We start from the raw sequence: 21,166 nt of genomic DNA on the forward strand, positions 1-21,166 counted from the left end.
GTCTTAGGCAGCTTCGCAGCCACCGGGGCAGCGGAGGGTCTCCGGGCTTGACGCGCATTCGGCGCAGTAAAGGGTCAGCGTGCGGCAGCTGGGATTGGAGCAGTTCTCAAATTTACTGGTGGGGGCAGCGCACCTCACGCACTCGCCGACGGTCTTGGCTTCGTCGCTGAATTCAACGTGCATGCGCTTGTCGAACACGTAGAGGGAGCCTTCCCATAGGCCTTGGTCCTTGAAGGTTTCTCCGTAGCGGACAATGCCGCCATCCAGCTGGTAGACCTCTTTGAAACCACGATTGACCATCAGGCTGGAGAGCACTTCACAACGGATTCCGCCCGTGCAGTACGTAACCACAGGTTTGTCCTTGAGGTCGTCGTATTTGCCGGAGTCGAGTTCCTTGATGAAGTCATGGGTGGTGTCCACGTCCGGGACGATGGCATCTTTGAACTTGCCGATCTGTGCCTCGAACGCGTTGCGGCCGTCGAAGAACACGATGTCTTCGCCTTTGGACTTCTTGGCATCCACCAAGGCGTGAAGTTCCTCAGGCTGGAGGTGCTTGCCGCCGCCGACCACGCCATTCGCGTCAACCTTCAACTCGCCCGGGGCGCCGAAGGACACTATCTCGTCGCGTACCTTGACGCTGAGCCGCGGGAAATCGTCTGCTCCGCCTTCGGACCATTTGAAGTCAATGCCGTGGAACCCCTTGTATTCCCTGGTGGTTTTCACGTACTGCTTCATGTTGTTCAGCTCGCCGCCCACAGTGGCGTTGATGCCGTCCTTGGAAATGAGGATCCTGCCCTTAAGGCCAAGCTTTTCGCAGAGGGCACGCTGCCACAGACGCACGGCGTCGGGGTCGGCGATCGGGGTAAAGCCATAGAAGAGCACAATTCGGTTCAAAGCCACTGTTAAAGGGTACTTGGTGCAGTAAAACGCAGGTGCGGCCGATAGCCCACGTCACAATTTCATAAGCAACGATTCTTCCGTTGACATCGCTCTGTTCCTTCAGGGAGCGCTGGCATAGTCTCTCTACATGAGTCCAGACGCCTTGGTTGAAGACATTGCGCACCTTTTGGAAGTCTGGGTGGCTGGTTGGTCCGGCTGCCGGGGCTACGAGTCACGCCAGGAGGGCCGCTTCCCTGCCGCTTTTCGCGCCGACAAAACCGGTGACTGGGAGTATTTCGCCCATGACCCCTCCGACGACGAGTTCGCCGCCCTGGCAGGCAAGACCGCAGAATCCTCCAGCCGGATCCTGACCATCCTCACCAACGACGTCCAACGGTACAAATACCTTGCCGAGCAACATGGACTGACTGTGACCTCCGCTTCGCAAACCATGATGATCGTGGACATGGAAACCCAGGACGCCGAGGACCCATGGCTCCCCGACGACGACCTGGAACTGGCCACCTCCGAATCCAACGGCGTCCATCACGCAGTAGTGCACGCCGGCGAGCAGGTGGCCGCCAGCGGCAGGGTCTACGTGGTGAACGGCACCGCCGTCTTTGACAAGATTGTCACCGAGCCCGGGTTCCAGCGCCGCGGGCTGGGCAGCTTCATCATGAAGGCCCTGGCTGCGCAGGCTTTCTCGCACGACGTCGAAAACGGCCTCCTTCTTGCATCCCTTGACGGCCAAAAGCTGTATTCGCACCTGGGCTGGGACGTTGTGTGCCACGTGCTCATGATGTCGGTCAGCGGAGCAGAAGGTTCGGACCTTTCCGGGAAGTAGGGCTCGCGCTTTGCGGCCCTGGTCGACGGCGGTTCCATGGGGCCGCCGCCGGCAGCGTCTCTTCGGAGTGACAGAATGATTTGGTGGCTGCACCTCATTCGTTGATCTCCCTGCTGGGCCGGACCCCCGATCCTGAGCAGCTGCGCCATGTCCACACCATCCCGGCCCGGAAAGCGGTCAGCGAGCCCTGGCCGGCTTGGGTACACGCGGATGTCGTGGCCAGTTACGAGACACTGGGCATCCACGAACCGTACCGGCACCAGATCCAGGCCGCCGATATTGCCCATGACGGCCAGCACGTTGTCATTGCCACCGGAACAGCGTCCGGAAAGTCCCTGGCCTATCAATTGCCGGCATTGGATGCGATCCATCGTTCCGAATTGCGGGTCTTGTCCGACCCCGGAAAAATCCACGACGACGGCGCCGTCACCCTTTATCTCTCGCCCACCAAAGCATTGGCTGCTGACCAGCTGGCAGCCATCAGGGCGCTGAACCTCCCAACTGTCCGTGCCGAAACCTACGACGGCGATACTGATCCCGCCTCCCGGCGCTGGATCCGGGACCATGCCAATTTCATCCTGGCAAACCCGGACATGCTGCACTTTGGAATCCTTCCAAACCACACGTGGTGGGCAAGGTTCTTCCGCAGGTTGCGTTACGTGATCGTGGACGAAGCACACAGCTACCGCGGGGTCTTTGGCTCCCATGTAGCAAACCTCATGCGACGCTTGCGCCGGATTTGTGCCTACTACGGTGCAGGGACATCCTTCCCCGAGCCGGTGTTCATCGCGGCCTCGGCCACCGCATCCGATCCCGCGGTTTCCTTTGGACGCCTCATTGGTGCGCCCGTCCGTGAAGTGTCCGAGGATTGTTCCCCGCACGGGTCCACCACAGTAGCGTTCTGGGAGCCCGCTTTGACCGACGTCAAGGGCGAGAACGGCGCTAAACAGCGCCGGACAGCAGTCGCAGAAACGGCCGACATCCTGGCCAACCTTGTGTCTTCGCGGATCCGCACCATCGCCTTCATCAAGTCCCGGCGCGGGGCGGAGTCCATCGCTTCCATCACCAAAAGACTCCTGGACGAGGTGGACCACAGCCTCCCTGGACGGGTGGCAGCCTACAGATCCGGCTATCTGCCCGAAGAACGGCGAGCCTTGGAGCAGGCTCTCAGGTCCGGCCAGCTGCTTGGAGTTTCGAGCACCTCTGCCCTGGAACTCGGAATCGATATCTCCGGGCTGGATGCTGTATTGGTGGCAGGGTGGCCCGGTACCCGCGCTTCCCTGTTCCAACAGATTGGCCGGGCAGGACGGGCCGGGCAGGACGCAATCGCGGCTTTTGTTGCCAGCGATGATCCCTTGGACACCTACCTGGTGAACCATCCGGAGGCCATCTTCGACGTGTCCGTGGAAGCCACCGTCTTCGATCCCGGCAACCCTTACGTCCTGGGACCACACTTGTGCGCAGCGGCCGCCGAACTGCCCATTGGCCCGGCCGAGCTCGATCTGTTCGGCCCTGCTGCGGAGGGTTTGCTGGATCGCTTGGTGGCGCAGGGGTACCTGCGCAAGCGGCCCGCCGGATGGTTCTGGACCCACCCGGAAAGTGCCGCGGGAATGGTGAACCTGCGGGCTGACGGCGGTGGGCCCGTCAGCATTGTGGACGCCGAGACCGGTTCCCTCTTGGGAACGATGGACTCGCCGCAAACGCATTACCAAGCCCACACGGGCGCCATTTATGTACATCAGGGCGACAGCTACCTGGTGGAAGATCTGAACGAGACCGACCACTGCGTCATGGTGCGGCGGGTGAACCCCGACTTTTACACCACCGCGCGTGATGTAACGCAGATCGAGGTTCTTGACACGACGCGCTCGGTTCAATGGGGAGACATTACGGTTCACTTTGGCGATGTCAAAGTAACCACCCAAGTTGTGTCCTTCCAGCGAAAAGCGTTGATTTCAAATGAGATCCTTGGCGAAGAGCCCTTGGATCTGGGTGCCCGTGATCTGTTCACCAAGGCCGTGTGGTTCGTGGTGGACAACAGATCACTGCATGGAGCCGGTCTGGTGGAAGCCGAGTTCCCCGGTTCCCTCCATGCCGCAGAGCACGCCGCCATCGGGCTCCTGCCCTTGGTGGCATCAAGCGACCGCTGGGACATCGGTGGTGTTTCCACGGCACTCCATGCCGACACCGGGGTCCCGACGATCTTTGTCTACGATGGACATCCTGGCGGCGCCGGCTTCGCGGAGCGTGGCTTCGAAAAAGCAAAAACCTGGTTGACCGCCACCCGGGACGCCATCAAGGCCTGTGAGTGTGAAGCCGGCTGCCCTTCCTGTGTCCAGTCCCCCAAATGCGGCAACAAGAACAACCCCCTGGACAAGGCAGCCGCCATCACCCTCCTTGGCGTCCTGCTCAAGGATGCTGTCTAAGCACCCGGTGGTGACGGCGGTGGCCCCGCCTTGGCATGGCCTGAAGCGACGCCCCAGCTGAACGGATAGGCCAGTTCCGTGACGACCTCCACCACCTCACCGCCGGTCACCACGCAGGAGCTGAGGGTTGCGTTGTGACGCCCGACCACCTCCGACGCCACGGCACACGGCTCTCCCGGGGTCAGCCCCCTGGCAGCATCCGCCCCTGCGAGGGCAGCAAGATCGGCAGCGGACGCGGCGCGTGCGGCCATCACCCCTGCTTGTGCCAAAAGCAGCACGCCGAGCACGAGCGCAGTCACCACAGCTCCCAACGACAGAGCGAGCACCGATCCGGCGCCGCGCTCATGGTCAAAGCTGACAGTTCCTTGGATCACGATGCTCCTGCCTCTGCGCGGGCGGACGCTGACGCCGTCAGTCTCCACGGGATCAGTGACCCCATGGCTCCCCCGACCGGTGATGAAGCAGTAACGGTGAGCCAGCCGCCGTCGGCTTTAAGTGATGAACTGGCACCCTCCCCGGCCAGCCGTGTGATGGTGCCTTGCACAACGGCGGCGGTTTCGCCCCGCGCGGAAGCCCGGGCACCCGCCCTGGCCGCCTCCTCCAACCGCAATTGCGTGATGCCGGCAGCGCCGCCTGCCAGCAGGAAAGCCAGCAGAAGCACCACGGCCGGCAACGCGACAGCGAACTCGGCAGTCACGGCTCCGCACTCGTGACCTGCCGGGACAGCCCTCCTGCGGACAAGCAGCACTTCCGTCATGGCAAGGACAACGCCGTACGGATCACGTTGAGCAGGAAGCCCCGGACTTCTTCGCTGCGCAGGATGACCACCAGCAAACCGGCCAAACCAACTGCTGCCAGGGTAGTGATCGCATACTCTGCGGTGGCCATGCCCGACTCCGAACCCATGAGCAGTTTCGAGGGTCCTGTCCGGGGCCGCCTCCGTCGTCTCACGGGCTCACTCCCGTGCTCCCGGCCACCGACCGCCACAACGGCTTGGCGTGGTTCAGCGTGGGCAATGCCGGGGAGCGTCGAGGCGTTGCGGGCAACAGGCCCGGCAGCAGGCGGACTGAATGTTGTTATCACAGTGGGTTCCTTTCAAGGGGTGCCAGCGGTATCTGGCTAATTCGACTCTTCCGTGGTCCGGTGGGGGCTGAAAGTACACGATTCCTGCAAGTGGATAACCCGCTCCGAAAGGCCGAATGTGGAGGAAGAGTGCAGGTCGGGGTGGTGAACCCGCAGTTCACGCCGAAGGAAGCATGGCGATCAACACTGGAACAATGCCCAGGCAGATGAACGCGGGCAAAGAGCAAAGCCCCAACGGCACCACGAGCTTCACGCCCAAGGCAGCCGCTCGCTTTTCAGCGGCCCTGAAGCTTTCGCGCCGTTCCCGGGCGGCTTGGGCGTACAGGATCGACGCCGAGGGTGCGCCGGTGAGCGCAGCGAAGGACAGTGCTTCCTTGAGACGCAGGACCTCCGGGGCGTGCTGTGCAGGCGTGCGCCATGCAGTTTCCCAGTCGGCGCCAATGGCCAACGCGCCGACGACAGGTCGCAATGACTGGCTGATGGGAGGCGAGGCCGCTCCGGCGAGCAGGTCCAGGGCCCTCCCGATGCCGGCTCCGGCGTCCAGCATGGAAGCTACCAGCTCCAGCATCATCGCCGGATCGCGAAGGCCGTCCACGGAAGCGCCCGCACCAGCCGAAGCGCCGGGCGCCATCGATGAACCGGGAAGGGCGTCAAACAACAGACTGGCACGGGCGGGGACAGCGAACGCTACGCACGCCGCGAGGGCCAGGACTCCCACTAACAACAGGACCCCCACCCCCGCCATCAGCTGCCTCCCACCGCGGCGGAGACCAACGTGGAGGACCAGATACGTCCGGCAACCGTAAGCAACAGTCCGGCAGCGAACGTGGCAACACCCCAAGGGCTTCCCAGCAAGATGCCCAGCGGGTCCACGCCCAGGACCATGCCGAGAACCAACCCGAGCAATGGGAGCCATGACAGCAGCCGAACCGTGGCCTTCGGACCTGCGAGCGCGGTCTGACGTGCGGCCTCGGCATCTTCCTCAGCCTCGAGCTGTGATGCGAACCGGGTCAGCAGATCTGCCAGCGGACAGCCGCTGGCTTCGGCTACATCCAGGCAGGCCGCCAGCTCCATCCACACCCGTCGCTCTGAACTTCCCCGCTGTGGGTACGTTTGCGCAGCCGTCCGACGGATGGAGTCAGCGGGCGAATTTCCCATGGCGGAAGCGGTCCGCGCTGCGCCCAGCACTTTTAACGAGTCAGGGGAAAGAACTGACCGGCGGGACGGGGAATCCACTCCACGGCCGGTTCCGGTCTTCACACCGGAATGCACCGTGGATTGCGGATCATGGACAAGCCATAATTCTTCCCACAGTGCCGACGATCCGCGGCCCCCGCGCAGGAGTGCCGCCAACTGCTGAACAAGGACCACCAGTTTGAGCGCCTCGGGAGAACGGTGTCGCAGCAATCTTCGGGCCGAGGCTGTCCCGGACGGGCGCGCACTGGTGTCGCCCCGCCTGCCCAGGCTTCGTGTCCTGCGACGGCGGTTTGCCTCGTCGCCCCTGAACTGCAGCCACGCCGCGCAGGCCAGGACGAGAACCATGATGCTCATCATGCTTGCGGATCCGGGGAGAGGCGCCTGGACAGCTCCGGCCACGCCGGTCCTTCTACTATCCCGGCGGGGCCCAGGGTCAACGCGGTGATCACTTCGGGACCGCTGGGGGTCGGGACCATCATCCCGATGGAAGTCACTCGTCGCCCCGCCTGGGTTCTGGCCACATGGATTACTGTGTCCAGGGCCGAGGAGACCTGCAGCTGAACGGCCTCGGCATTCAATCCCGCGAGCGCGCCGAGGGCCACGAGTCGTGCTGGAACCGATTCTGCAGTATTGGCGTGGACGGTGCCGCCGCCTGTGTGCCCCGTGTTCAACGCCGTCAGCAATTCGCGGACCTCAGCGCCCCGGCATTCTCCGACGATCAGCCGGTCGGGTCGCATGCGAAGTGCCTGCCGGACCAGCTCAGCCAGGTCCACGCTGCCTTCGCCTTCCAGATTCCCGTGGCGCGATTCAAGGCAGACCACGTGTGGGTGGACAGGGTTGAGTTCGGCGGCGTCCTCGATCAGAACCAATCGTTCATCCGGATCGCTGAGGCCCAGCATGGTGGACAGGAGCGTGGTTTTTCCGGAGCCCGTTGCACCACTGATCAGGAAGGTCAGCCTCCGCTCAATAATGGCCCGAAGAACTCCCTCAACCCTTTCTGAAAACATGCCGCCTGCCCTCAACTCGGATAAGGAGAACACTTCTTCACGGCGTATGCGGATGGACAAGAGGGTTCCTGCAGTCGAGATGGGGGCGAGTACGGCATGGATGCGGTAACCGCCTTTGAGACGGACGTCGACACATGGCGAACCATCGTCCAGCCGGCGTCCCCCGGCGGCTACCAGCCGTGCTGCAAGGGACCTGACGTGATGCTCGGCGTCGAACCGTACCAAACTGCGTTCCAGACCCCGCCCGCGGTCGAACCACACTGAGTCCGGTGCGTTGACGAAAATGTCGGTCACCGAGGGGTCTTGGGCCAGTTGTTGCAATGGGCCCAGCCCACTCAGTTCGGCGTTGATGGACTCTGCGGCTTCCAGGGCACCGGCGGTTCCCAACAGCCTGCCACTGGCCTGGATGGCTGCCGCCACGGTGGACGGCGTGACCGGTCCCCGGCCCGCAAGTACCGATTCGCGGACTGTCTCAAGAAGCACCGTGTCCAGCTTTGGAGCCTGCTGGCGGCGCGGCCCTTCACGGAACCTGTTCACTGGAGGGCTCCGTTCAGTTCCAGCACGCTCCGAGTGAAGCGGCCAACGTCCTTTCGACGGCCAAGTTCCAGCAGCCTGCCCAGTTCCGTCCCGGCTGCCACGCCGCGTATGTCAGGGACTACCCCGACCAGCGGGACCCCGAGCGATTCTGCGATGAAAGTCGGCTGAACCTGCGAAGCGTTGCTGCCGCGCACCAGCAGGCCGGTGTCCACGGGTGGGAGCTCGTCCAGGATCCGGGCGGACGCAACGGCAGACCTCAAATGAGCGGTTGTGACCAGCAACAGATTGTCGCAGTCCCATGAAAGTCTTCCCACGCCCTCGCTGCTCCGTCCGAGGTCCACCAAGGTGAGCTCGAAGGCCCGGCGTGCAGCATCCATAATGGCAGCAATGGCACCCGCATCCGGACTTATCACAGACTCACGGGTGCCAGGCCAGGACAAGTACGTGAAACCACCAGCGACCGGCAGGGAATCCCTGAATTGGACAGGATCCATGCTTCCCCTGCTTTCCTGGAAGTCCGGCCATCGAAGACCCGGAACCGGCTCATCAGTGACCGCAAGTTCCAGTCCACCTCCCCATGGGTCGCCGTCGATGAGCAGCGTGCCGACTCCTTGTGAGGCCGCGGCCTGGGCAAGCCAAATCGCGGCGGTCGATGCGCCCGCGCCACCACAGCCACCCACGATCCCCGTCACCGTCCCACCGGGGTCGGGCGAACCCGACATGGTCAAGTGTTCGGCAAGCCAGGCGGCGGCTTCGGGGAGGACTGCCACGCGCTCTGCTCCCAGTGCGGCAGCCATGCGCCATAGTCCGTCTCCGTCGCTGGCCTTGCCCAGCAATACCGAAGGCGCCCGCCGACGCGGCGGTAGTTCCCGAACATCGCTGCCCACCAAGACAACGTCTGCGCTGTCCCATCCGTGGACGGCCTCGGTGACGCCTACCGCTGTTCGAAGAGTTCCTCCTGCCGCGGCCACTATCCGCTTTGCTTCCTCTTGGAGGTAGGGGTCCGCCGAAACCAGGAGCACCCCTGACGCCTCCCGCGGCAGCCAGAATGCGCCCGGATCCCCTTCCTCTGGCTGACTGATGGGTTGCCTGTGCCGACGAATTCCCTTGCTCATGTCAACACCCTCGCCGAACCCTGGAACCCGGATAAGCCCCCAAAGCCCGTATGTGCAAAACCTGACCCCTCTGCAGGCCGGAAGCTGCTTGTGGAGGACAAGTCACGCGCTCAAGTCCGGCCTGAGCAGCAAACCGCTGTCTGCACAGCAGCAGTCCTTCCAACAGGGCAGAATGGGACGCATGTACTTGCTGCTTGCCGCCCACCCGGACGGCGCAGCCATACAGAGGATCTCTCCTGCAGGAAAAGCTACAGCAGACGCCCGCGTCGTCACCCGTGGTGAGTTGCCCGGCGTCGTCCGTGAACTTGAAACCCAGCGGCCACGCTGGGTGTGGCACCGCGCCCAGGACTGGTACCCAGGTCTGCTGGATCACAGCGTCGAGTTGGAGCGGTGCCATGACCTGGCGCTCTGCGGGGCGATCCTGGCACATTCGGAATTCACTGCACACACGGACTACGCCCGGAACGCGGTCCACCTCACCCAGGATGACGACACCCCACCCCGCCTCCTTCAGCCGTCACCGCCCTCCGCGGACCAAGCCGCACTGTTTGAGGACCTCACGCCGTCGGATCCCAAAGCAGGCCTGGCGGAACTGAAAGCGGAGTTCGCGGCCCAGCAAGAGGCGGTGGCACAGGTCGGCACCGACCAGCAGCGCAGGCAACGACTCCAGCTGTTACTCGCTGCTGAATCGGCGTGCGCAATCATCGCCGTCGAAATGCAGCACGCCGGCGTACCGTGGCGGGAACAGCTGCACCAGCAGATCCTGGCCGATGTCCTTGGCCCACGCCCTGCCGCCGGCAACCGGCCTCCGGCTTTGGAAGCGCTCTGCACTGAGCTTCGGACCATCCTCAACTCCCCCAGCCTCAACCCGGACTCGCCGCAGGACCTCATGCGTGCGCTCCATCGCAACGGCATCGAGGTGAAGAGTACGCGGCAGTGGGAGCTTCAGGAGTCGAAGCATCCCGCCATCCAGCCCCTGCTCGCCTACAAGAAACTCTCCCGCCTCCACACCGCCAACGGCTGGGCCTGGCTGGACGCCTGGGTACGGGACGGGCGCTTCCACCCGGAGTACGTGGTGGGTGGCGTGGTGTCGGGCCGATGGGCCTCTCGCGGGGGCGGCGCCCTGCAAATTCCGCGCAACATCCGTGCGGCGGTGCACGCGGACCCGGGCCACAAGCTGATCGTCGCTGACGCCTCGCAGCTTGAACCGCGGGTACTCGTGGCCTTGGCCCAGGACACCAAAATGGCAGAGGCTGCCCGCGACAAAGACCTCTACGCCGGCATCGCCGCCCAGGGTTTCGGCGGCGACAGGGCTAAAGCGAAAGTCGCGCTGCTGGGAGCTATCTACGGTGCCACCACCGGCGAATCCGGCAGGCTTATGCCACAGCTGGCACGCACTTATCCCCGCGCTGTGGGGTACGTGGAACACGCGGCCCGGGAAGGCGAAGCCGGCAGGACTGTCACCACGCGGCTCGGACGAAGCAGCCCGCCGCCGTCGGCTGGTTGGCTCCGAAGCCAGCAATCAACCACTGCGGAGGAACAACGCCGGGCCGACAACCTGGCCCGCTCCCGCGGCCGTTTTACGAGGAACTTTGTGGTCCAGGGCTCGGCAGCCGAGTGGGCAGCGTGCTGGCTTGCGGAATTACGACGCCGGTTGCGGGCTTTGCGTGCGGAAGGCTCACCGTCAGGGGAACTCGTCTTCTTCCTGCACGATGAAGTCATGGTCCATGCCCCCGATGACGCCGTGGACGCGTGCATCAGGGCCATCGAAGAGTCCGCCGCTGCGGCCAAGGACTTGATGTTCGGGCCGATTCCCGTGGAATTTCCGGTGAGTGTGGCCGTCGTCGACTCTTATGACAAGGCAAAATAGCCGCACATTAGCGGTAAGAGTGCAGACTTTCCAGTCATATCTCGCCGGATGAGGTGCCATGACCTGCGGATGACAGGCGACTTTGGTTCGACGCCGCTTCCCGATACTTTCACTAGGTAAGTGGCCTTAGGAGTCCACAGGGCATGCAAGGAAGCATCACAAGGGGGAAGCATGGCAGGCAGGTTTGAAATTCTCTCTGACAGCGGTCAGGGCTACCGGTTCCGCCTCACGGCCGCCGATGGGACTGTAGTGGCGGAGTCGCCAACATTCCCACACCTCGACGGGGTTGTGGCCGGCATCGAGGCCGTGCGGGAAAACGCGGCAACGGGACTCATCGTGGATCGTTCGACGCCGGAACGAAAGGCCGCGTAAAAGGTCTCACTGGCGGCGTCGTCAGAGGTTGATGTCGTGGAGTTTGGCCCGGTCCCACGGAACGGTCCAGCCCAGTTCGTCGAAAAGACCGCTGAGGACCATCCCTGTAAAGCCCCACACCACGACACCGTTGATGGTGAACCCCGGGCTGGTAAAGGTGCGCCCAAAGCGGGAAATCGTGGCCGTGACCCGGTTGACCGGGTCCAAAAGGTCGCGGACCGGGACCCGGAAAACCTGCGCGGATTCGGCGTAGTCCACTACTCGGACCGGCGACGGCGCATCCCACCATGCCAACACTGGCGTCACGCGGAAGTTGCTGCGGATGAGCCCAAGCTCGGGGATGACGCCCAGGACGCGCACACCATTGGCATCCAGCCCTGTTTCTTCCACCGCTTCACGCAGTGCGGCCGCCACGACTGACTCGTCCTCGGGGTCCACGCTGCCGCCCGGAAAGGCCACTTGCCCCGGGTGGTCGTCCAAGGTGTGGGCGCGCTCCAGAAGCAGGACGTCAAGGTCGGCGGGAGCGATAGGGCGGCCTGACTCTGCGGGAACGTCATCCAGAACGCCAAAGAGCATGAGGACCGCAGCTGCCCGGTTGGTCTCGGCCGTGACGGGGAGCATGTCCCAGAGGGCGGAGTGCTCCTGCTGACCGGTCTGGAACCTTGTCACCAAGGCGGTCAGTTCCTCCAGCGCGGTCACCCGGGCCTCCTTTGCGATTCCATCCGGATTTCAGCGGCACGGTGTGTTTCGGCCAGCAGTTTTTCCAACAGTTCCTCGTTGCCCGGGGCGAGCTCGTATTTCAGGAGCTTGGCGGCTTTGACGGGATCCGTTTCGCCTTCCCCGTAGCTCGGGCACAGGCTGGCCACCGGGCATGCGCCACAGGCCGGCTTCCGGGAATGGCACACCCGGCGCCCGTGGAACACCACCCGGTGCGACAACATCGTCCAGTCCCGCGGTTCAAACAGTTCTGCCACATCGAACTCGATCTTCACGGGGTCGTCCGAAGTGGTCCAGCCGAACCTTCGGGCCAGGCGGCCGAAATGCGTGTCCACGGTGATGCCGGGAACTCCGAAGGCGTTACCCAGCACAACATTCGCTGTTTTGCGTCCGACGCCGGGAAGCGTCACCAGGTCCTCGAGCCTGCCGGGGACCTCGCCGTCGTATTCATCCACCAGCCGCGTGCTGAGCGCCAGGACGTTCCGGGCCTTGGCCCTGAAAAAGCCGGTGGGCTGAAGAATCACCTCCAGCTCAGCGGGGTCGGCCTCGGCCATGGCCCGGGCATTGGGGTAGCGGGCAAACAGGATCTTGGTGACCTGGTTGACCATCACGTCCGTGGTTTGGGCGGACAGGACCGTGGCCACCACCAGTTCGAAGGGATTCCTGAAGTCCAGCTCCGCATGCGCGTACGGATACTTTTCCGCGAGAACCCTGTTGATCTTGCGTGCCCGGCGCTTGAGTGCGAGCAGCGAACCAGCTTCGGCGATGGCCACTTCGTCCCGTCCTAGCCGCGTTCGATGTTGCTGAGCTCCCGAAGAACCCCCAGCTTGCCGTCGGTGTCCTGGACCAGGAACTCATGGCCCCGGTCTTCGAGTGCGAGCACCCAGCCACCGGGTTCGATGGTGAAGGACGGGGCACCCGTGCGTTCGTCGTAAGCAGTGCGCGGCTGGGCGACGGCAAACCAGAACGCCTCATACTGCGGCGCGTCGGACTCCTCGGGGCGGCTCGCGGGATCCACCGTGGCACCGATGGTGTCGCTGACCCTGCGTGTGTCTCCGGAAACGATCGGGGTAGCCATGGTAGCCGCCCACGGCTGCTGGGCAGCGGGCTGCTGGGCATGCTGCGTGGTGGCGGGCTCGGAAGCAGTGGACGGTGCTGCTGCAGGAGCTTCAGCGGGCTGCGCATCCTTGGCGGAACCCTCCCGCTCAGCTGCCGGTACCGCAGCCGAGGCACCCGCACCCGAGCTCCCTGCGACGGATTCCTGACCGGCTGGCTCCCCGGGGAGCTTGCTGTCTGCAGAATGCACGACGGCGGGAGTTTCCGTTGCCTGCGACGGCTCGCTTCCGTAGCTGGCCGGCGGGGCGAAGGGGCTGGGTGCGGCCGCGCTGGTGGCACTGGCAGCAGCTGCGCCGGGGGCGGTTGCGCTGGCTGCGGTTGCGCCCGGGGCAGCTGGGGAAGGGGCGGCTGCGGTTGCACCGGCTGCAGTGCCGGCGGCCGGGTAAGCAGCAGAGGCTCCGGGGAAGCCCGCGCCCGCACCCGAGGCGCTGGCGTTGAAGGATCCACCGCCGGAAGCACCGAAGGTGGCACCTGGCGTGGAGGTCGACGTGTTCGGCTTGGGCGCTTTAGGTGCCTTCGGCGCTTTGGGAGCAGCAGGCTTGCGGCTGGGCACAGCTGCTTCGCGGGCAACCACATGGGCCGGAGTCTCAGCACGTCCCTTGAAATCGGCAGAGAGGAAGGGAAGGTGCGGGGCAAGGACGGTCGCGGCAAGCAGGCCCACCGAACCAACCAAGCCCAAAAGGACGCTGCCATTAAACGAATTGGCGATGGTCAGGAAGAACAAAGGGAAAGCAAAGGAGGCCGTGACGGAGGCGAACTGGTCAACGGACAGCGAACCCACGCGGACGATGGTTCCCGGCTGTAAGCGGCGGGCGACGAAGAGCGCCACCACTACCAGCGGCAGGATGATGCCCAGCAGCAGGAAGAACAGGTTGCCGAGGTTCCAGAGGTTGTAGCGGGAGCCGAACATGGGCAAAAGGGACGCGACAAACATCAGGAGCGTGGAGCCAAAGACGGTGAGGTCCCGGATGGTGAAGGGGCCGGCTACGGCATCGAACTTAGTGGCGCCACTGGTTGTCGCATCGCGTTTTCCTGATGCGGCAGGCGTTCTCTGCGCAGGGCTGGCAGCAGGGCTCACAGAAGGGCTGGCAGCTGCAGTGCCACTTGATCCAGTGGGCGTTCCAGCCGTGGTGTCCGGTCCCGTCGGCTGTGAGTCGTGCGGCCCTGGGCTCAGCTGGTTCATGTATTTCTCCTTTGTACGGCGGCGCCTTGGGCAGTCCGGTCCAGCGATTTCTGCGGGATTCCGCAGGATCGCCGGACACGCCTGAGGGTGCGTCCCAAGACCTCTTCAGCCTATGCCACCCCCCTGACAGCCTTCTAGCTGAAAACGGTCATACGGCATCGCCCACAGCGAACTCCAAGGTTGCTTACAGAAAGCGGCCCCGGTTTCGGCCGCTGAGAGCGCTGGGCGCGGACCGGCGTCGTACGTCATGTAAGCGTTTCCCAGCCACCCAAGGTGCCATTCGGCGCTAAAAATATGCCGCTCGCTGCCGCGTTTGTGACCACGCACACGTAGGACGTCTCGAGGCGATAGTGTGGAAGGCGGACAGTACTCTGCGGACCTAACGGCGGGCTCCGCGCAGCAAAGATCGATGAATGATGAGGTTCACCATGTCCCAGGACACCACCGGATCCACGGCCACCGCTGCAGCTACATCGGCTCAGAACGGTCAGGCCCCCCACGTAGAGGCCCTTGAAAACCTCCTTCATGAGAACCGCAAGTTTGCGCCTTCGGCCGAGTTCGCCGCGAACGCCGTGGCAACAGCGGACGCCTACAAAGAGGCTGAAGCCGACCGTCCCGCGTTCTGGGCGAAGCAGGCCCGTGAGCTGCTGACGTGGAGCAAGGACTTCACCGAAACCCTGGATTGGTCCAACCCGCCCTTCGCCAAGTGGTTTGTGGGCGGAGAAATCAACGCCGCCTACAACGCCCTGGACCGCCACGTCGAAAACGGCCTGGGCGACCGCGTTGCCATCTACTTTGAGGGTGAACCCGGCGACACCCGCAGCTACACCTACGCGGAGCTGACCGAAGAGGTCAAGAAGGCTGCCAATGCCTTCGAAGCCCTGGGCGTGGCCAAGGGCGACCGCGTGGCCGTGTACCTGCCCATGATTCCCGAGGCCGTTATCACTCTCCTTGCCTGCGCCCGGATCGGCGCAGTGCACTCAGTAGTCTTTGGTGGTTTCTCGGCCGACGCTCTGCGCTCCCGCGTCGAGGACGCCGAAGCCAAGCTCGTGGTCACCGCCGATGGCACCTACCGCCGCGGCAAGCCGTCCCCGCTGAAGCCGGCCGTGGACGAAGCCCTCAGCAAGGAAGGCCACACCGTCCAGAACGTCGTCGTGGTCAAGCGCAACGGCGAGGACGTCAACTGGGTCGAGGGCCGCGACCTGTGGTGGGACGACACCGTGGGCGTCGCTGGAACCGAGCACACCGCCGTCGGACATGACTCCGAGCACCCGCTGTTCATCCTCTACACCTCGGGCACCACCGGAAAGCCGAAGGGTATCCTGCACACCACCGGCGGTTACCTCACCCAGGGCGCCTACACACACAAGTCCGTGTTCGACCTCCACCCGGAAACGGACGTGTACTGGTGCACCGCCGACGTCGGATGGGTCACCGGCCACTCCTACGTCACCTACGCGCCGCTCATCAACGGCGCTACCCAGGTCATGTACGAAGGCACTCCCGACTCTCCGCACCAAGGCCGTTGGTGGGAAATCGTTGAGAAGTACAAGGTCTCCATCCTCTACACGGCTCCCACCGCCATCCGCACGTTCATGAAGTGGGGCCGGGACGTCCCGGACAAGTACGACCTCTCCTCCATCCGCGTACTGGGCTCCGTGGGCGAATCCATCAACCCCGAGGCCTGGATGTGGTACCGGGACGTCATCGGCGGAAACGCCGGCAAGAACGGTGAGAAGAAGGAACACCCCGCGCCGATCGTGGACACGTGGTGGCAGACCGAAACCGGCGCCCAGATGATCGCACCGCTGCCCGGCGTCACCGCCACCAAGCCCGGCTCCGCCCAGGTCCCGCTTCCCGGGATCGCCGTGGACGTCGTGGACGAGAACGGCGCTTCGGTGGCCAACGGCGAAGGCGGCTACCTGGTGGTCCGCGAGCCGTGGCCGTCCATGCTCCGTGGCATCTGGGGCGACCCGGAGCGCTTCAAGGACACCTACTGGTCCCGGTTCGAGGCCATGTACTTCGCAGGCGACGGCGCCAAGAAGGATGAAGACGGCGACGTGTGGCTCCTGGGCCGCGTGGATGACGTCATGAACGTCTCCGGCCACCGCCTCTCGACCACCGAGATCGAATCCGCCCTGGTCAGCCACCCGTCCGTCGCCGAAGCGGCGGTGGTCGGTGCCGCCGACGAGACCACCGGCCAGGCCGTCGTCGCGTTCGTCATCCTCCGCGGCGACGCCGTGAACAACGGTGACGAAACCGTACTGGAACTGCGCAATCATGTGGGCAAGGAAATCGGCCCGATCGCCAAGCCGAAGCAGCTACTCGTGGTTCCGGAACTGCCCAAGACGCGTTCGGGCAAGATCGTCCGACGCCTGCTCAAGGACATCGCAGAAGGCCGCGATACCGGCGACGCCACCACCTTGGCAGACCCCGGCATCATGACCCAGATCGCGGAGTCGCTGCGCAAGTAGCGTCACCGGGTCCAAACGCACGACGGCGCCGCTCGCCTCCCGGGGTGGGCGGCGTCGTCGTGCGTTATACGCGTTTAACCAGTGGCCGCGTCCTAGACTGGTGCCAGACCCAGCCCCATGTTTGACGAGGTTCCCAGAAAGGCCCTGATGCTTCAGGCAGCACGCCACTCCGCCATCATCGAAGCCGTCCAGCGCGAGCGCGTGGTACGGGTCTCCGACCTCGCCCACTTGCTGGGCGTCTCCCCCATGACCGTGCGGCGCGACATCGAGGCCCTGGAGGAAACCGGCAGGGTGGAACGCATCCACGGAGGAGCCAAGCTGCCCGGTGACGCCAGCACGCATGAACCCGGATTCGAGCTGAAATCCACCCAGCTCACGGCGGAAAAACATGCGATCGCGGTGGAAGCTGCGTCCATGGTGCAGGAGGGCATGGCCATTGGCTTGGGCGCAGGAACCACCACCTGGGCGTTGGCCAAGGAACTCGTCAACGGTCCCCGGATCACCGTGGTGACCAACTCGGTGCGGATCGCGGACCTGTTCCACCACGGCGCGTCCTCCGGTCCGGGGCGGTTCGGTTCCACCGTCATCCTGATTGGCGGCGAGCGCACCCCCTCCGATGCCTTGGTGGGGCCGATCGCCACGGCTTCGCTCAAACAACTGCACCTCGATGTCCTCTTCCTGGGGGTGCATGGCATGGACGCGCAGGCCGGATTCACCACCCCAAACCTGCTCGAAGCCGAGACAGACCGCGCCTTCATGTCCTCTGCACGCAGCACCTTGGTCCTTGCCGATCACAGCAAGTGGGGTGTGGTGGGCATTGCCTCGATCGCTGCGCTGGAAGAGGCTGACGAGCTCATCACGGATTCCTTGCTCGGCGATGACGCGCGCCGGGTGCTGGAGGAGAACGTGGCCAGGCTCAGGATCGCCACCGCACCCAACTAGCTGTCCTGCCCAACCAGCCACCGCACCCAACTAGGGGACAGATAACGCTCCAATGACGGTCCATTGGAGCGTTATCTGTCCCCCAGTTGGTTCTCATACCGCGGGTGGAGGCCGGGCCGCGGAGTTCAACCAGTGGACTGACGCGGCCGGATAGGGCGGTTGGGGATGCTGGATATATGAACGCCATCCTCCACGCTCAACAACTCACCAAGCATTACCCCGGCAGCATCGCGCTGGACCACGTCGACTTCACCGCGAACGCCGGTGAATCCATCGCGATCATCGGCCCTTCGGGTTCCGGCAAGACGACCCTTCTGCACTGCCTCGCCGGGATACTAAGGCCCGACGCCGGCACGATCACCTTGAGCACTCCTTCGGCACCGCTGCGCCTGGACACTCTGGGGGACGCAGCGTTGTCCCGTCTGCGCCGCGAGGAGTTCGGCTTCGTCTTCCAGCAGGGCATGCTCCTGCCCGAGCTCACTGCCGTGGAAAACGTGGCCCTGGCGCTCATGTTGAACGGCACCGACCGCGCCACATCCGAGTCCCGAGCCGCGGAGTGGCTCGCTGCGCTGGGCCTGGCCGGCATGGAACAGCGCAGGCTGGGTGAACTGTCCGGTGGCCAGGTCCAGCGTGTGGCCATCGCCCGCGCACAAGTAACCGGCGCCAGGGTCGTGTTTGCCGATGAGCCGACCGGCGCCCTGGATTCAGCCACGTCAACCGAAGTTCTCGATGTGCTTCTACACTCGGTGGCTGCCAACGGGCGAACCCTGCTGGTTGTCACCCACGATCCCAACGTAGCCGCACGTTGCCAACGCGTCGTGGAACTCCGGGACGGCAGGATTGTGGCCGACAACGCGGGATTAGTGGACAGCGCCGGAATCGCGCCTGCCGCTGCCAGCCCTGCTCCCGCAACCACCAGCTTCAAGGGTGCCTTCAATGTCTAGCCTCACCATGGCTCTCCGGCTCACCCCCTACCTTGCGCGCAGCAGCGGGAACAGTTTCCGGGAAACAGGACTCCGTGATGCCGGCCTGCCCATCCTTGCCTTCGGCACAGTGACCGCGCTGCTGCTCACTGTCGCGGGCGGCTCGCAGGTTTTCTGGTCCTGGACCGACGACATCGCAGGCACTTACCAGGCGCTGGCCGTCGTCGCAATGGTCCTGCTCATCATCCCGCTGTTGACGCTCGGCGCCTCGGCCGCCCGGCTGGCCGCCCGCCGTCGTGACGACCGACTGGCGTCCCTGCGCCTGTTGGGTGCCAACAGCGCGACCGTCGTCTGGATGACTGTGATCGAATCGACGGTCCTCGCCGGAGTGGGAGCGCTGGCCGGCGCCGGACTGTACGCGTGCGCGGCCCCCTTCCTGGGCTTGATCCAGTTCCGTGGGCAGGCGATCGGCAGCCACGCATGGCTGTCCATCCCGTCCATCCTGGGCTGCATCCTGGCCGTCTGCATCCTTGCGGCAGCGAGCGCCGCGCTTGGGCTGCGGAAAGTTGTGGTGACGCCCTTGGGCGTCAGGACCCGGCAAACGGCCGACGGCGCGCACTGGGTTCGCGGACTCATCGCGGCTGTTGTTGTGGTGATCGGAGTGGTGGCGATGGGAATGCTCAGCAGCTTTGGGGCCTTCATCGTGATCATCGCCGTCATGGGTGGCTGCTTTGGCCTGGCGTTGTTGGCGCTGAACCTCATGGGCCCGTGGGTCCTGCGCCTGCGGGCATCCTCGCAGCTCAAGCGGGCGAAAAAGCCGGAGCAGTTACTCGCGGCACGCACTGTACTGGAGAGTCCCAAAGAATCGTGGCGGCAAGTTGGGGGCGTCGCGATGACCAGTTTTGTGGGAGTCTTCGTGGGCGTGGGCATGGCCATAGCGGACGCCATGGGCACCGCCGGCGACACCGAAGCTGCATTGCTCGTTCGGGACATCAATACCGGAGTGATGATTACGCTGCTGGGTTCGTTTTTGATGGTGGCGTGTTCGGCCGGCGTGAACCAGGCCGCCGCAGTACTGGATCGGGCGTCAACGCTGGTGGCCCTCGACCGGGTGGGGATGCCGCGGAAACTCATGGTGGCCGCGCGGGTCAAGGCCGTGATGTCTCCGCTGTTCCTGGTGGCGGGGATATCCGCGGCCGCTGCCGCCGTCTTGGTCCTGCCGTTGACGGGTGCGGTGCTGCTGACCCAGCCCGTGGTGCTGCTGACCATCGCGGGAGTGTTCGCGGCCGGGTTCCTTCTGGTTCGGCTTGCTGTTGCCGCCGGGACAGCTCAGATCGCCCAGGTGCTGGCCCGTCCGGAGCGCTACGCGAGCGTGGACTCGTAGCAAGCCCCGCCGAGTTGGCATTTGATGACAATGTTGGGCCCAAACATTGTCATTAAGTGCCACGTCGGAGGCACCCTAGGCGCAGCCGCAGGATTGCCGGATGATCAACTCCGTGGGCAGGACCTGGTGTTGCAGCTCTTCGCCGCGCCCCTTGCCTACCAAGGCCCGAACGGCTGCCTGGGCCATCGCTTTGACGGGCTGCGCGACGGTGGTGAGCGCCGGCCAGCTGTATTCGGAGTCCAGGGAGCCGTCGAAGGAAACCAGAGCCAGCTCATCGGGAACGCGCACGCCCGCCTCGTGGAGCGCCCTGAGGATGCCGATGGCCTGCATGTCATTGCTGGCGAAGACAGCGGTGGGCCGGTTGGCCATGGCGAGGAAACGCTTGCCGACCTCATAGCCCCCGGGACGGCTGAACGGGCCATGCAGCATGGGGCCTTCGGCCAATCCGGCTTCACGGAGCGCGGCAAGCCATCCCACCTCGCGGCCGTCCAACTGGTTGCCCGTGTTAGTTCCAATGGCCAGGCCTATGTTGGTGTGGCCATGGCCGATCAAGTGCTCCACGGCAGCGCGCGCACCCGCTTCCAGGTCAACGCCCACACTGCTGAAACCCTGCGGGGAGCCGGCGTTGTTCAACAGGACGGCCGGGATCTCCGAGGCTTCCAGTTCCGTGACATCGGGATCGAACACACAGCTTGCCAGGAACACCCCATCGACCTGCCGGGCGGCAAGGGTACGGATGTTCTTGCGCTCCCGCGTCAGGCTTCCGTCCGAGTTGGTCAGCACCATCCCGAAGCCAAGTTCCGCAGCAGCATCTTCAACCGCGTGGGCAAGCTGGGTGAAGAACGGGTTGGTATTGTCCGGCACCACCACTCCGATGGTCTCGCTGGAACCCAGCTTCAGCGCGCGTGCAGCGGCATTGGGCCGGTAGCCAAGGATGCGGATGGCTTCGCGGACTTTCGCTTCCGTTGCCGGCGCAACATTCTTTGGCCCACCATTGACCACATAACTTACGACGGCGGTACTCACCCCGGCGTACCGGGCCACGTCTTTGCGTGTAACCGGTCCGCGCGGGGTTTGTACTGCTGCTGTTGTCATGG

At 64.4% G+C, this 21,166-nt stretch carries 20 protein-coding genes; 8 read left to right on the forward strand and 12 right to left on the reverse strand.

Annotated elements, in window-relative coordinates; all coding sequences use genetic code 11:
* Window positions 1-3: 3 nt before the first annotated feature.
* Complete coding sequence (locus ACFVSI_RS13915) at window positions 4-900, reverse strand: rhodanese-related sulfurtransferase (protein WP_387824543.1); 897 nt, start codon at window positions 898-900, stop codon at window positions 4-6.
* A 127-nt stretch (window positions 901-1,027) separates the two neighbouring features.
* On the opposite strand from ACFVSI_RS13915, the gene ACFVSI_RS13920 reads away from it, so the two are divergent.
* Window positions 1,028-1,723: a GNAT family N-acetyltransferase gene (locus ACFVSI_RS13920; RefSeq protein WP_387824546.1), complete on the forward strand. Its 696-nt coding sequence runs from the start codon at window positions 1,028-1,030 to the stop codon at window positions 1,721-1,723.
* 83 nt (window positions 1,724-1,806) lie between these two features.
* Window positions 1,807-4,149 (forward strand): DEAD/DEAH box helicase, encoded by a 2,343-nt coding sequence (locus ACFVSI_RS13925; RefSeq protein WP_387824548.1) that lies wholly within the window; start codon window positions 1,807-1,809, stop codon window positions 4,147-4,149.
* Here the strand turns inward: ACFVSI_RS13925 and ACFVSI_RS13930 are convergent.
* The 7 genes from ACFVSI_RS13930 to ssd all read right to left on the reverse strand — a co-directional run bounded on the left by ACFVSI_RS13930 (window position 4,146) and on the right by ssd (window position 9,088).
* Window positions 4,146-4,523 (reverse strand): Rv3654c family TadE-like protein, encoded by a 378-nt coding sequence (locus tag ACFVSI_RS13930; protein ID WP_387824551.1) that lies wholly within the window; start codon window positions 4,521-4,523, stop codon window positions 4,146-4,148. The genes ACFVSI_RS13925 and ACFVSI_RS13930 overlap by 4 nt on opposite strands.
* Complete coding sequence (locus ACFVSI_RS13935; RefSeq protein ID WP_387824554.1) at window positions 4,520-4,906, reverse strand: TadE family type IV pilus minor pilin; 387 nt, start codon at window positions 4,904-4,906, stop codon at window positions 4,520-4,522. The genes ACFVSI_RS13930 and ACFVSI_RS13935 overlap by 4 nt, the downstream gene beginning before the upstream one ends.
* Window positions 4,903-5,232, reverse strand: coding sequence for a DUF4244 domain-containing protein (locus ACFVSI_RS13940; protein ID WP_387824557.1), 330 nt, complete (start codon window positions 5,230-5,232; stop codon window positions 4,903-4,905). The genes ACFVSI_RS13935 and ACFVSI_RS13940 overlap by 4 nt, the downstream gene beginning before the upstream one ends.
* A 157-nt stretch (window positions 5,233-5,389) precedes the next feature.
* Window positions 5,390-5,977, reverse strand: a complete 588-nt coding sequence (locus tag ACFVSI_RS13945) for a type II secretion system F family protein (protein ID WP_387824560.1) — start codon at window positions 5,975-5,977, stop codon at window positions 5,390-5,392.
* Complete coding sequence (locus ACFVSI_RS13950) at window positions 5,977-6,774, reverse strand: hypothetical protein (protein ID WP_387824563.1); 798 nt, start codon at window positions 6,772-6,774, stop codon at window positions 5,977-5,979. The genes ACFVSI_RS13945 and ACFVSI_RS13950 overlap by 1 nt, the downstream gene beginning before the upstream one ends.
* An 8-nt stretch (window positions 6,775-6,782) precedes the next feature.
* On the reverse strand, window positions 6,783-7,973 hold the full coding sequence (locus ACFVSI_RS13955; protein ID WP_387824566.1) for a TadA family conjugal transfer-associated ATPase: 1,191 nt from the start codon (window positions 7,971-7,973) through the stop codon (window positions 6,783-6,785).
* Window positions 7,970-9,088 (reverse strand): septum site-determining protein Ssd, encoded by a 1,119-nt coding sequence (ssd, locus tag ACFVSI_RS13960; RefSeq protein ID WP_387824569.1) that lies wholly within the window; start codon window positions 9,086-9,088, stop codon window positions 7,970-7,972. The genes ACFVSI_RS13955 and ssd overlap by 4 nt, the downstream gene beginning before the upstream one ends.
* 181 nt (window positions 9,089-9,269) lie before the next feature.
* On the opposite strand from ssd, the gene ACFVSI_RS13965 reads away from it, so the two are divergent.
* Both ACFVSI_RS13965 and ACFVSI_RS13970 read left to right on the forward strand, forming a co-directional pair.
* Entirely contained in the window at window positions 9,270-10,958 is a 1,689-nt protein-coding gene (locus tag ACFVSI_RS13965) for a bifunctional 3'-5' exonuclease/DNA polymerase (RefSeq protein WP_387824572.1), read from the forward strand.
* 171 nt (window positions 10,959-11,129) lie between these two features.
* Window positions 11,130-11,330 carry a YegP family protein gene (locus ACFVSI_RS13970; protein ID WP_387824575.1) on the forward strand — a complete coding sequence of 67 codons (201 nt, stop codon included), beginning with the start codon at window positions 11,130-11,132 and terminating at the stop codon, window positions 11,328-11,330.
* Between the two features lie 21 nt (window positions 11,331-11,351).
* Here the strand turns inward: ACFVSI_RS13970 and ACFVSI_RS13975 are convergent, their stop codons facing one another.
* From ACFVSI_RS13975 to ACFVSI_RS13985, 3 genes are read right to left on the reverse strand one after another with little or no spacing between them, the layout of a single operon-like run.
* A complete protein-coding gene (locus ACFVSI_RS13975; RefSeq protein WP_387824578.1) occupies window positions 11,352-12,029 on the reverse strand; it encodes an NUDIX hydrolase in 678 nt (225 codons plus the stop codon).
* Window positions 12,026-12,820, reverse strand: a complete 795-nt coding sequence (gene nth / locus ACFVSI_RS13980) for an endonuclease III (RefSeq protein ID WP_387824581.1) — start codon at window positions 12,818-12,820, stop codon at window positions 12,026-12,028. The genes ACFVSI_RS13975 and nth overlap by 4 nt, the downstream gene beginning before the upstream one ends.
* An 11-nt stretch (window positions 12,821-12,831) precedes the next feature.
* The gene (locus ACFVSI_RS13985) at window positions 12,832-14,346 is read right to left on the reverse strand and encodes a hypothetical protein (RefSeq protein ID WP_387824584.1); all 1,515 of its coding nucleotides are present in this window, start codon (window positions 14,344-14,346) and stop codon (window positions 12,832-12,834) included.
* 428 nt (window positions 14,347-14,774) lie between these two features.
* Here ACFVSI_RS13985 and acs point away from each other — a divergent pair, with 428 nt between their 5' ends.
* The 4 genes from acs to ACFVSI_RS14005 all read left to right on the forward strand — a co-directional run bounded on the left by acs (window position 14,775) and on the right by ACFVSI_RS14005 (window position 20,069).
* On the forward strand, window positions 14,775-16,820 hold the full coding sequence (acs, locus tag ACFVSI_RS13990; protein ID WP_387824669.1) for an acetate--CoA ligase: 2,046 nt from the start codon (window positions 14,775-14,777) through the stop codon (window positions 16,818-16,820).
* Between the two features lie 147 nt (window positions 16,821-16,967).
* Entirely contained in the window at window positions 16,968-17,762 is a 795-nt protein-coding gene (locus tag ACFVSI_RS13995; RefSeq protein ID WP_387824587.1) for a DeoR/GlpR family DNA-binding transcription regulator, read from the forward strand.
* Between the two features lie 176 nt (window positions 17,763-17,938).
* On the forward strand, window positions 17,939-18,706 hold the full coding sequence (locus ACFVSI_RS14000) for an ABC transporter ATP-binding protein (RefSeq protein ID WP_387824590.1): 768 nt from the start codon (window positions 17,939-17,941) through the stop codon (window positions 18,704-18,706).
* On the forward strand, window positions 18,699-20,069 hold the full coding sequence (locus ACFVSI_RS14005) for an FtsX-like permease family protein (protein ID WP_387824592.1): 1,371 nt from the start codon (window positions 18,699-18,701) through the stop codon (window positions 20,067-20,069). Before ACFVSI_RS14000 ends, ACFVSI_RS14005 begins: the two co-directional genes overlap by 8 nt.
* Before the next feature lie 75 nt (window positions 20,070-20,144).
* On the opposite strand, the gene ACFVSI_RS14010 is transcribed toward ACFVSI_RS14005, so the two are convergent.
* Window positions 20,145-21,164, reverse strand: coding sequence for a LacI family DNA-binding transcriptional regulator (locus ACFVSI_RS14010; RefSeq protein WP_387824595.1), 1,020 nt, complete (start codon window positions 21,162-21,164; stop codon window positions 20,145-20,147).
* Window positions 21,165-21,166: the final 2 nt, after the last annotated feature.

It is taken from the genome of Paenarthrobacter sp. NPDC057981, assembly GCF_042886835.1.
GTDB lineage: Bacteria > Actinomycetota > Actinomycetes > Actinomycetales > Micrococcaceae > Arthrobacter.